Source organism: Undibacterium sp. GrIS 1.2 (genome assembly GCF_040544435.1).
GTDB lineage: Bacteria > Pseudomonadota > Gammaproteobacteria > Burkholderiales > Burkholderiaceae_D > Undibacterium.
Genome location: NZ_JBEONP010000048.1, coordinates 25,920 through 37,733, shown reverse-complemented (window position 1 = coordinate 37,733; position 11,814 = coordinate 25,920). Strand labels below are relative to the sequence as shown.

The 11,814-nt window shown below is 46.0% G+C and carries 11 protein-coding genes and 1 pseudogene; 6 read left to right on the top strand and 6 right to left on the bottom strand.

What is annotated here, in order from left to right:
- The 3 genes from AAKU61_RS22670 to AAKU61_RS17690 form a co-directional block, all read left to right on the top strand.
- Positions 1-242, top strand: a 242-nt coding sequence (locus AAKU61_RS22670; protein ID WP_503012631.1) for an IS66 family transposase, incomplete at its 5' end; no start/stop codon positions are given.
- A 54-nt stretch (positions 243-296) separates the two neighbouring features.
- A complete protein-coding gene (locus tag AAKU61_RS22665; RefSeq protein ID WP_503012630.1) occupies positions 297-440 on the top strand; it encodes a transposase domain-containing protein in 144 nt (47 codons plus the stop codon).
- Entirely contained in the window at positions 437-952 is a 516-nt protein-coding gene (locus AAKU61_RS17690) for a hypothetical protein (RefSeq protein ID WP_354334403.1), read from the top strand. The genes AAKU61_RS22665 and AAKU61_RS17690 overlap by 4 nt, the downstream gene beginning before the upstream one ends.
- A 311-nt stretch (positions 953-1,263) precedes the next feature.
- On the opposite strand, the pseudogene cysC reads toward AAKU61_RS17690, so the two are convergent.
- The 4 genes and pseudogenes from cysC to AAKU61_RS17670 all read right to left on the bottom strand — a co-directional run bounded on the left by cysC (position 1,264) and on the right by AAKU61_RS17670 (position 5,580).
- Positions 1,264-1,858 (bottom strand): annotated as a pseudogene (cysC, locus tag AAKU61_RS17685) (adenylyl-sulfate kinase).
- Positions 1,859-2,030: 172 nt separating this feature from the next.
- The gene (locus tag AAKU61_RS17680) at positions 2,031-3,248 is read right to left on the bottom strand and encodes a glycosyltransferase (protein WP_354334401.1); all 1,218 of its coding nucleotides are present in this window, start codon (positions 3,246-3,248) and stop codon (positions 2,031-2,033) included.
- 82 nt (positions 3,249-3,330) lie between these two features.
- Positions 3,331-4,557 (bottom strand): capsule polysaccharide biogenesis protein, encoded by a 1,227-nt coding sequence (locus AAKU61_RS17675; protein ID WP_354334399.1) that lies wholly within the window; start codon positions 4,555-4,557, stop codon positions 3,331-3,333.
- An 18-nt stretch (positions 4,558-4,575) separates the two neighbouring features.
- Positions 4,576-5,580: an NAD-dependent epimerase/dehydratase family protein gene (locus AAKU61_RS17670; protein WP_354334398.1), complete on the bottom strand. Its 1,005-nt coding sequence runs from the start codon at positions 5,578-5,580 to the stop codon at positions 4,576-4,578.
- Positions 5,581-5,702: 122 nt separating this feature from the next.
- Here AAKU61_RS17670 and AAKU61_RS17665 point away from each other — a divergent pair, with 122 nt between their 5' ends.
- Positions 5,703-6,827, top strand: coding sequence for a GNAT family N-acetyltransferase (locus tag AAKU61_RS17665; RefSeq protein ID WP_354334396.1), 1,125 nt, complete (start codon positions 5,703-5,705; stop codon positions 6,825-6,827).
- On the opposite strand, the gene AAKU61_RS17660 is transcribed toward AAKU61_RS17665, so the two are convergent.
- Together AAKU61_RS17660 and AAKU61_RS17655 are read right to left on the bottom strand one after the other, a co-directional pair.
- The gene (locus AAKU61_RS17660) at positions 6,824-7,846 is read right to left on the bottom strand and encodes a capsular polysaccharide export protein, LipB/KpsS family (protein WP_354334394.1); all 1,023 of its coding nucleotides are present in this window, start codon (positions 7,844-7,846) and stop codon (positions 6,824-6,826) included. The genes AAKU61_RS17665 and AAKU61_RS17660 overlap by 4 nt on opposite strands.
- A 40-nt stretch (positions 7,847-7,886) precedes the next feature.
- Positions 7,887-9,038, bottom strand: a complete 1,152-nt coding sequence (locus tag AAKU61_RS17655; RefSeq protein ID WP_354334392.1) for a glycosyltransferase family 4 protein — start codon at positions 9,036-9,038, stop codon at positions 7,887-7,889.
- 841 nt (positions 9,039-9,879) lie between these two features.
- Here AAKU61_RS17655 and AAKU61_RS17650 point away from each other — a divergent pair.
- Both AAKU61_RS17650 and AAKU61_RS17645 read left to right on the top strand, forming a co-directional pair.
- A complete protein-coding gene (locus tag AAKU61_RS17650; RefSeq protein ID WP_354334390.1) occupies positions 9,880-11,028 on the top strand; it encodes a KpsE/RkpR family capsule polysaccharide export protein in 1,149 nt (382 codons plus the stop codon).
- Entirely contained in the window at positions 11,018-11,809 is a 792-nt protein-coding gene (locus AAKU61_RS17645) for an ABC transporter permease (protein ID WP_354334388.1), read from the top strand. The genes AAKU61_RS17650 and AAKU61_RS17645 overlap by 11 nt, the downstream gene beginning before the upstream one ends.
- Positions 11,810-11,814 lie beyond the last annotated feature (5 nt).

Genomic DNA, 11,814 nt, shown 5'->3' with positions numbered 1-11,814 from the left:
GGTATGCACAGCGTTTGCTGATGCGCCAGCAACAAAGCATTCCCGCATTGAATGCGCTGCATGAATGGATGACGAAGACGCTTCCCGGCGTGGCGCCATCCAGCGCACTCGGCAAAGCCCTGGGTTATATGAAAAAGTGCTGGAGCAGGCTAACCCGTTACACGGAGCGAGGCGACTTACCCATCGATAATAACAAATGCGAAAACGCCATACGTCCCTTTGTGGTTGGCCGTAAGGGATAGTTATTCAGCGATACGCGGGGCGGAGCGCATGCCAGTGCAACAATCTATTCAGTAGTGCAAACGGCCAAAGCTAACGGAGTTGAACCCTACAGCTGGCTGCGCCGTGTACTGCGCGACTTGCCAGTCGCCCAGACGCCGGAGCACATCGAAGCGCTGCTGCCATGGACCATGCCCGAACTCAAGGTAAAGGCAGGATGAGCCGCATCACTACACCGGTACTGGCACGGTCAATTCAACAAGTGCGTGCCATGACACTGGTACAAAAAGAACAGCTTCTGGATAACATGTTCCGCAGTCAGCCAACACTGCTCATTGCCTGCCTCGTGCAACATAAGATAGGAATTCCATTTGACAAAATGGAATTCTTGATGGAACTGATCTTCATTTGTTTCCAAAGCATGAAAGAGTCTGGATTGACATGGTCTCTGATTGACGAAAATCAATGGGAGCGGCAACTGGGACTTCTTGTCGCCAACGTCAAATTCACTGAAAGACTGAGTAGCGACCTGCGCAGACAAAGTTTGCACCAGTACATTGATGATCATCCAGAAAAAATGCTGTTCGTATTTGTCATGAGCGAACTCCTACCCTGGCTTGATCAGTGTGGACTTGCAGAAGACAATGAACGATACGTTATGCTTGCGGCGATAACTGCCGTCAATTGCATCGCGAATATGCCGATGCCACCCATGAAAAAAACAAAAAAATAAAAATAACTGGACTGGCAGTACTGTAGTTTATGGATCGCTTACGGTCAAACGTCTGTTGGGATGTAACAAGGGGCATTACCACATCTTGGCCAAGAACGCCACGCGTGCCATTGCGTAGCCAGCATTTAATGGCAAAAGTGTGCGCATGGCAGGTGAAATGCAGACCGATAGCTCCAGAAACGGTTCGGGAGAACGAGGAAAAAAACGCGCAACTTCGCTTTATCCACTTAGTTTACGTGAATGGACAAACGGAACCTAAAACCGACCGTTATTGAGCAAATCCTTGGATGAAAGTCATTGACTATAATAAATCAACTCGGTAAGACAAGAATTTGTTCCACGCCGTCCTGTATCGAATACACGCTGGTATCCAGCGTTAACTCTGGATGTCGGGGAATTTCATAGGGACTATCAATGCCGGTCATATTGGGAAGCAGGCCATCTCGATTTCTTGTACAGTCCTTTTGGGTCTCGGTGTTCACATACATCCAGCGGTGTGCTGATATATACCTCAATGAATTCGGCATCGCCGATCAATGCGCGCGCAGCTTCCCGGTCTTTATTAAACGGCGAAATGCAGGTAACAATCACAATCAGACCGGCCTCTTTCATCATTAACGCGACTTCTCCGATGTGTCGGATATTTTCGGTACGGCTTTCGGGTGAAAAGCCCAAATCCTTATTCAGATGTTTGCGAACGTTATCGGCGTCCAGGATGTAGGTATGTTTATTTTGTTCCTGGAGCTTTAGTTCCAGGGCGTTCGCGATCGTCGATTTTCCAGCTCCGGATAGTCCGGTGAGCCAGATGACTTTTGCTGCATGCCCTTTGATGGATTCCCGATTTGATTGGGTAACGCTAAATAATTGTTCAAAGGATTGGGTGAGATTGATTGTATTAGAAGACATGGTATTCACTGGGAATAATCAAAAGCGATCGAGCAATTATCGGTAAAACTATTTTAAAAATTCAATGTTATTTAGCTAATATCAGTAAGAATAACATGACGATACCTGGTCAAGTTGCATATATGCTATCGGATTGTAACGAGCGCCAGTGGGAAAACTGCTCAGTAAGTATTTACCCAACGTTTTTTAGAAAGGACTCGATTTGCGTGCAGGCCACACTCGCTCCGTCTTCGTCGGAGATACGCTGCATGTAGTTTTTCAATAATTGATGCTGTGACTGGTTTTTGAATAACTTGTCCAAATTTGCTGCCACTGCTGCAGCCTTATAATTTCGCTCTGCCATCACCATGGCCAGATTCTGATTACATGCTCTGTGCGCATTGTCAAACTGGTCCCATGTTGATGGTACGAGTAGCGATGGAATACCAAATCGCAAACTCCAACCTATCGCGCCTATCCCGCCTGAATGTACGATGGCACTGGCAGATTTCAATAGTACCGAGTAAGGTACATAACCAGTGATCAAAATGTCCGATGATTTCGGTAATTCAGCATGAAAACGCTGTGCTGCCAACAAAATACCCCGGATCCCCATCCGTTTGCAGGTCTCTATACTTTCGGTAAAAAATTTTCCGGGATGGGTGCGCATACTGCCGCCGGGTGCAAAAACTATCGGAGCCGGGCCGCCATCAATAAATTCTGCCAGCGACTTCATCTTTTCTGCACCTCGCATAAATTCCGGCTCGAACCAGCTAAATCCTGATAAAACAGTATTGGTAGGCCAATCCGGTTGGGGCTTAATGAGTGAGGGGGAAGTCATTAACAAATTGAGATGCTCTGAGTACAGCCCTTCAAAGCGAGGATGCCCAGCATTTTTAATACCCAACCTGCGTTGCTGTCTGATGACGGAATTCATCATAAGTCTGCTGACGCTACGGGCCAAAGTAATATATGGACGCTGGGTAGCGGGATAAGCCATCGTCAGACTCTGTAACCGATGGATATAAGGAAATAGAGGAGGATCATACTGAGAAGGGAATGCCAAAGGTGAGGGTGCACAGAAAACCCAGGGCTTGCCCGTTTTTTTGCTGACCATGGATCCCGTATAAGCGAGCTGATTACCCACTATCAGGTCATAATCATTTGCAATTGAAGATAGGATTTCATATTCTTGCTCCAGATTTCTGGGCGACAGCGTCTGAAGTATTTCAGCTGTGCTACGCAATTTAGAAAGTACTGAATGGTTTTCGAGTTGCTCATTTTCAGCAGGTCGTTCATCAAGTTTAATCAGCGATATGTTTAATAGGCTCAGCGCATCGGCATGATGTCCTTCCCCCGCGACACTGACAAAATGCCCTTTATCTTTTAGTGCTTGCGCGATGGCAAACATAGGAAACATGTCGCCGTAGCCACCCTTACCAACAATCAGAATACGCGCCATAAAATCCCAAAATTGAAATCTCTAAATTAGTTCAGTTTGCCAGCAAGCCAACATTCCGATTCCAAAGCCGATCCGCTGCTTCATCCGCCGCAGCGCTTAGACCAGGTTCACCGTAGAAAACACCACGAATTTGCAGCGTATTGCATACGGCGTTGATAAAGGCGTCTACCATGGCGGGAGCGGGAGGTTCTGCCTCGGTCCAGAAACGGTCTAGCGATTCCTGAAAACTTAGTCCGGCCACATCATAGATTGCCGAGCCCAAGGTCATAACCGGACAACCGAGTTGCAGCGCACGAATACCGACGGTGCTGTTGACGGTAACAACACCAACTGAACAACGCAGAATTTCGTCTAGATCACCGCCATCAAAATAATCGAGCCTATCCACAATACCTAACTGGTCCGCTCTCTTGTAAATCAGGCTTTTCCAGTTCTTCAAACCAGGATCGAGCGGATGCACTTTGATGAGTAGTCTGTCATTTGCGTCAGCACATCTTGCAAAAGACTCCAGTGTTAGCCAAATTGCCTCCTCCAGACTATCAAACGGCGAGTAACTGACGATTTGAAAATCATTTTCAAGTTGTAGCGGCAACAAAAAATAACGCGCGTGTTGTGCTTTCAATTCTGCAAGTCTGGCTAAAGCATATCGATGTCCGATCCCAGCAAGCAGTATCCGACGACCGATAGAAAAATAATGTGCTAGTGGATGGTTGCGCCTGTAAGGGCGACGATAAAACGGAAACAGCCAGAAATAAAAGAAATTGGCCAGATGATACAAAATATCTCCCCATGCCATTTTCCAGAAATGATCTCTATATTGCTGCGTTAAGTTAGGCTTGGGTGCATTGGCAGCGAGTGCCATAATAGATTCTGGATCTTTGGGGAAAAGAGAGTCGCCACCCATGCCATTGCGCTCAAAGACGATCCAGTCGGGTCTGAGATAACCAAAATCTGTCACCGTTACCCGAATATTGCGTGCTTTCGCCAATTCAATGGCATGTTTGTGATAACTGCGTTGTTCACCGACCAGTACAACATCTGTGACTTTATGCTGATCAAAAAAATCGGCGATAAAAGCAGGCCAGTCAGCAAGCGATCCACGAAAATTTACGGTATTCGCGCCGCGCCAGAACAACTGATCGCCAATACAAAGATTGAGTCCGGTTACTTTGCCGCCACGCTCTGTTAATTTTTTTCCGATTTTGCTGAAAAATGGTGAGGGAAGTCCCTGTAGAAATACAAAGTGCAGTTCAGACATAATTCATCCAGATTGACATCAATATTTTTTACTCTGTTTTAAAAACCACTGTATCGAATCCTGCATTGCTTCTTCAAATCCGACCTTGGTAGGACAAAAAAAGTGAATTCTATCGGCGCTGTGACCACAGGTCCTGCCAAAGAATCGCACCAGCAAACGGTGTAACATTGGCTCATGTCTGGGTAGCAGCAGCTTGTGGAAGGTTTCCAGGCCACGAGCCAGCTTTTCTGCAGCGGAAAAAGACAGATTGAATACAAACCCCTTTCCATTGATGTCAGAGCGAAATTTATCAATAAATGTCCGCCAGCTAACGTCATAGTTGTCCCGCACGTTGTAACACTCTCGATGTGCTTCGTGTGCGCTACTTGCCCAAATCAGGCAATCTATTAGATTATCGATATACACCAGTCCCGCATGTACTTGCCCTTTGTCGACTGTCAACATGATGCCAAACTTGAGTTCAGCGCCGATACGAGTAATGAACTGACTGCGGGGGCCAATGATATTTCCAGGCCGGATAATCGTGTAAGAAATGCCAGCCTGACTACCCAGTTCCCGGACCACACTTTCTCCCATCAGTTTGCTTTCCCCATAACCAAAGCCTGCGCCATTGGGGGTGCTCATTTCATTGCATGCAACCGCCGGGAATCCGTACACGTCCATCGTCGACACGTGGACTAACCGTGCCAACGTTTTATTTTCTTTCGTAATGGCGGTCATTAAAGTGGTCACACCAAGCACATTTGCCGCGTAATAGGCGTCTGAGTTATCCCAGGTGTTGACATTCGCTGCACAATGAAAAATCACATTCACATCTCGTACAGCGCGCGAAACTGCGGCGACGTCATTCAGGTCTCCTATGATTACTTCGCAGCGGGTATTTAAAGGTGAAGCAAGTTTTTTCGCATCACGCACCAGTAGACGAATTTTCCAGCCTTCCTCAAGTAGCCGCTCAGCGAGTCGATAGCCTACAAATCCGCTCGCACCTGTAATCAGTGCAGATAATTTTTTTGCATCTGCCATCTATTTCCCTTTTAATAAAACACTGCGACATAAAGTCATAGTACTGAACCAACTAAACCAATGATCTAACCATGTAAAATGCATCGCAACGAAATTACATTCAATAGTCACTGTCATTAAAAATGAAAATAAAAATATTCGAAAAAATCAGCGATGTACCAAAAGAACAATGGGACCGTATTCAATCCGGATATTCGTGTTGTTATGCATACGAGTTCTGGGATGTAATCGAACAGGCCAAACTGAATGATTTTTCCTATCAATATGCCATCTTTTACGATGAGATTGATAACCCGATGGCCATCGCAAGTTTTTATACCATCACTACCGACATCGCCATATTTGCACCACCCGCACTTCGAAATTTTCTATTAAAAATCCGTCGTTTGTTCCCTAACTTCCTGAAATTTAAAATGCTCGAATGTGGTACGCCCATTAGTCTGAACAAGCCTTTTGTGGCGAGTGTAGCCATTTCCGAGCAAGAAATAGTTACATCGCTCGATACTATGCTGAATGGACTGGCCAAAAAACAGGGGCATTTTTTGATTGTAGTCAGAGACTTCGAGCCAGAATCCGCAGCAACTGGCGCGTTGTTCAAGCAGCGGGGATACCACCTAGTAGATAGTCTTGCCACAACTTACATGACAGTTTCTTGGTCTACTCCGGAAAAATACCTATCCTCACTTAAGAGCTACTACCGCAGTAAATTACAAAAACATCTGAAGATCAATCAGCAACAGGGCATTCGTCACGAACTGCATGACGAATTTGATCACCTGGCCGACACACTCTGTAACCAATGGCTGGTTGTGCACAACAGCGCCAGTGAATATCAGCGAGAAATACTCACGCCAGAATTTTACCGAGGATTTTCTTCAAAGCTAGGCGAACGCTCTAAAGTAATTCTGTTTTATCGTAATGACGAACTGATTGGACATGCCTTGTTGCTAATGGATCGAGATACGCTGCGCTGGCTTTATTTTGGCCGGACCGAGGCTGTTAATGACAGCTTATATATCTATGTTGCGCACAAAGTGGTTGAAACCGCTATCAATCTTGGTTTAAAGCGGATTGAGATGGGCTTGACCACGTACTCAATCAAAAAAGATCTGGGCGCTTACATGTCACCCATTCAATTCGCGCTGCGTGCCCCATCCGCTTTCATCAATTTTTTTGTGGGCTTCTACTACCCAATACTTAATCACACACCTGAAATTCAAAACAAAAACATTTTTAAACAAATCTAACGCACACCGATAATACGACGCAAAAATACCCTGATAAACTTGCGCCACAGCGGTGTGGTTCCGCCTGATTTGGCATGCCAGCTGGACAATTCATCCAACGACTGCTCAGGCGCAATCAATTTTTTTCCGTCCCGGCTTAAGTACAGCGGATACTTGATCAGCACGCCGGCTACTAGTTCGTCTAGCGTTAGTTTGCGACTGCGTCTTTCGAGCGGAGCCATGTCGGTGGTCAAGCCCCAGCCCGAGTAAAAAGGCTGTCCGTAACAGGTGACTTGTTTGCCGCGTAGTAGAGCTTCAAAACCTGTAAGGGAGGTCAACAAATGGACTTCATCTACCTGCAATAGCAAATCACCCATCGCCGCATTGGTAAGCACTTGGTCACACCACTCAATTGCATCCCGCTCAAGTTGTCCCTCGGCACGTAGTCGAGCCAGCACATCAGGATGTGGTTTGTAGAGCAGATACGCATCCGGATTGGCAGCGCGTACTGCCTTCAGCAGGCCGATATTAGTACGCACACCCGGTGCCCCATAGGTCAGCGAGGCATCACTTTCTACTTGGCCAGGAACTAAAATCACCCGTTTTGCATTGGCCGGGCGCTGCCATTGGTCTGTGCCCACATTATATTTGGTCAAACTCGAAGCCACGATACGAGCGCGTAAAGCAGTGGCTCGGGCAGTCAATACACCATCAAATTCGCAGGAAGCCAGCAGCGTTTCGAGTCCGGATACGCGCGTCGCATCGTAATAAATGCCTACTGCATCCGCAATCCACGACACCGGCCGAATTAAATCCGCACCCAAACCAACCGAACGCAAAAAACCGTCTTCCATTCGCAGCACAGACACCTGCTCATCAATACCTTCGGGCACGGCACACATGCCCCACAAAATCAGAGTGGTGCAGGGCCGCACGACATCTACTTTCTCAATAAAATGCACCTCATGACCCGGAAAACATTGCTTCACGACCGGCCATTTCCAATACGGGAACCGGTAGACATATAACACTTTGGACATTTTAATTGGGATCATATGTCGTTGAATAAATTAAAAATTGTTATTGGTCTAGCCGTTCAAGCAGCGCATCCACCATCGAAAAATGCTCGCTCCAATCAGGCACCTTAAAATTTTGCATACGTACTAGCTGAGCCGCCCGGTTTTTACCTTCCGGCCGCGCATAATCTATCACCAGTTCGGCCCATCGGATACCATCAAGCGGATCGACGTACTCTGGGATATCATCGGCAATTTCCCGGAACACTGACAGATCGCTGGCAATAACGGGGGTGCCCAGTGCTAGTGCTTCCACCAGTGGCATACCATATCCTTCGACAAAGGAGGGGAACAGCAGGGCCTGGGAATGATGCAAATAGGTAACCAATTCTTGGTCTGAACAACGGCTCAGTTCAGTCACATACCCTTTGAGCTGGATGCAGCGCTCCAGCAGATCGATCACATTTTCGCATTCCCACCCACGCTGACCAATGACTATCAGGCGGGGGGCCTGGTCACCATATGTTTCAATCAGACGGCGCCAAATCTGCAATATCATCACATGATTTTTGCGCGGCTCAATGGTGGAAAGCATCACAAAATATGGCGCTGCAATCGGCCGTGCACCGGGCACTAGAGGCTGCATACCAGGAGCCAACAAACCTATTGTGGACGGAGGCAAGGGCTTTGCCGACTTTTTCGCGTATGTAGACAGATCATCTAGCGTGGCCAGCGAGTTGGCAACTACGCCCGATGCCAGCGACAACATTTGATCAATACGCTGGATATGTTTTTCTGCTTCACCGGGCCGGCTATATTCAGGGTGCGTGATCGGAATCAGATCATGCACCACAAACACTGGCCTGACCCCCATCTGCTTCAACATAGTTGGATAGCGTATATTTTCTAAGCCACTATGCCCAGTGTTAAATAAAATCTGGCCTGCTGTGCGTTGCCGATACCAGCCCCTAGCGATACCCGTGGCGATAATCTTCGCAGCACCTTTGGACGATTCATGCTTGATCAGCCAAGCAAATAACTGTTTTGACTGCTCCTCAGGCAACACCCAGCTGCGCCCGGCCCAACGAATTACCGCACGCGAAATACGTCCGTAATACTGCACATAAGCCAATCCAACCCGATCCACACCGGTTGGCAGGCGACCGTCCATTAGGCGTGAAACGAGACGCGTAACATCGATTAAAAGTTTACTCACAAGATATTTCGCACATTTAAAAGGTCGTTGATCCGCAATATTTAATTAAACAGGGTGGTTGATATGCCCAAAATTTCAAGCTTTAGTCGTTAGAGGCTTAAATTTTCTGAAGCCACGCCGGGAATACCAGCCTATTTTTACAAGAAAATAGCAAATTGAGATACTCTTCATTGCTGCTGCGAACCCTTTCTTTCAAAGGCAGGCCAAGAAAAAACACAAATACTTGAGCCTGCATAGAGGAGATCCATTTCTAATGCGACTGCTCAGAGTACCCCGATGTTAGTGCTCTTCACCCAATGTTGCACTATTCGATGTGTCGTCATTTTCGGTCATAGGGCAGGTCTATTGTGAATGTATGGAATGAGCCTGCTGACTGCTCCAGAATACCACTTGTCAGTAGCATAGCTTGGGGTTAAGAGTTATAGATAATTATTGCTATCAAAATAAATTGTTAGCCCTCATTTATTGGCAATGGACAATAAATCTGCGAGAGACTGTGGGTAGCGATAGTTTTCAAGATGTAGTGAAATTGTTATTAAAGATGAAAGTAGGCTGGTGTATAATTCGCGCGCCAGAAATAAGCCTCAAGAGTAGTATGATAAATAACAACTTTGTTGGAGTTAATACGTTAATAATGGTATTTTACTATCTATATAGTCGAAGGTGGTTCCTGAATGAAATATATTGATAATGTGAACAGTAATTTTTAGACTATTTATTTAAGGAAGCATAATTAAATCGATTCAAAGAGTTTCACAACTAAAAAATCTTGAATTCGCGTTGGTTATCATTGAATGTCCCTTGCAGTATTTTCTGAACTGACTTTTTACCGGGCTACAAATTGAACACCGTCTTAACACTAAACAGTTTTACGCAAAATAAATTCATACGTCGAATCCTTGGAATAAACAGACTTTTTCTATTTACGGTGCTAATTCCGACTCTGGTATCTGTCATTTATTTTGGTCTGATTACCTCCGATGTCTACATTTCCGAATCAAAATTTGTGGTCTATAGCCCAGGTCAAAGCAGCGCAGCCTCCGGTCTGAGCAGCCTGCTTGGCAATGTGGCTGGTAATAATTCAACGAGCGCTGCCAACAATATTCATGATTACATCGACTCCTGGGATGCAATGACGGCACTGAATCAGACTTATGATCTCAAAACTGTTTACGGCAGTCGAAGCATCGATATCGTCAATCGGTTTGGTGGAGTGCTCTACCCCTTTATTAATAATGTTGAGCTGCATCGCTACTATAGAAGCATGGTGCTAGATAGTATCGACTCCAGTAGCGGTATTACTAAACTAACTGTACGCGCCTACAGCGCTAGCGATGCCAAAAAAATCAATGATTTTTTACTGCAAAAAAGCCAGGATATCGTCAATAATTTAAATACAGATGCGCGTAACAAAGCGGTAATGTACGCGCAACAACAGGTTGATATCGCAGAAGAAAAGTTACGTACTGCAATGCTGGATAAGGCGAAGTACCGGAACGCACAAAAAATATTTAGCCCGGTAGAGCAATCTGCTTTGCAGTTGACTATGATTTCCAAGATGCAAGATCAATTGCTGTTGCAACAAGGCCAGCTTGATGAGTTGGTTGTACATGCGCCAAAGAACCCACAGTTACCCGTATTGAGAAGCAGTATTAAATCATTGGAACGACAAATCAGTGAAGAATCTGCCAAAGTAACAGGTTCGGATAATTCGCTGGCGAACAAAGATATCAAGTATGAAGGCTATCTAGTATCACAATTGTTGGCGCAAAAGCTGTTGGAAGCGGCGACAACCTCGCTGGAACAGGCTAAGGTGACAGCGCAGAAGCAGGAGCTTTACCTTCAAGCAATTAGTCGTCCTAACTTGCCGGATGCCTCTCAGGAACCAAAGCGGTTTCAGAACATATTGGCTACGATACTTGTGGCCTTAATTGTTTGGGGCGTGCTTTCAATCGTGATTTCTGGTGTTAAAGAGCATCATGATAGATAGGCCTAAAGTTAGTTTTTGGTATCAGCTTACCATTCAGCTGCGAGTCATACGAGCACTGGTGATGCGCGAGATGATGACCCGCTACGGCCGGGAGGGTATTGGTGTAATTTGGCTGGTGGCCGAACCTGCGATGTTTATCGTGGGCGTGATGGTTATCTTTTCGGCGATTGAGGCGCCACGTGACGGCATTACTATAGCTGAGTACCTGGCCGTTAGCTATCCGACTCTTTTGTTATGGCGCAATACATCAGGACGAGTTGCCAAGGCCCTCGATACGAATCGTTCCTTACTGTACTACAACCCTATTCGTCCAATAGACCTATTGTATTCCCGAATTTTTTTGGAGTTTGCTGGTGCGATTGCTAGTTTTTTAATACTTTTTTTGGCGTTCGCGGCTCTGGGAATTTGCCATTTGCCGGATAATGTGTTGTTGATGACATTTGGTTACCTGATGGTTGTATGGTTTTCGTTTGGATTTGTCCTGATTTTAGGAGCGTTATCTGAGCTAAGTGAAACTATTGAAAGAGTCTCACACATAATTTTGTATCTTATGCTCCCGTTTACCGGAGTATTTATGCCGGCATATTTAGTACCCTCGCAGTACAGGGACGCGTTGATGCTTACACCTTTAATTAATTGCGTTGAGATGTTCCACGCTGGTTATTTTGGTGATCGTATGGAGACCTATTACTCGATTCCCTACACCATGGCGGTTAATTTGACTTTGACTTTTGCAGGTTTAGTACTCACCAATCACGCTATACGACGCGTTAAGTTGTAGGTAAC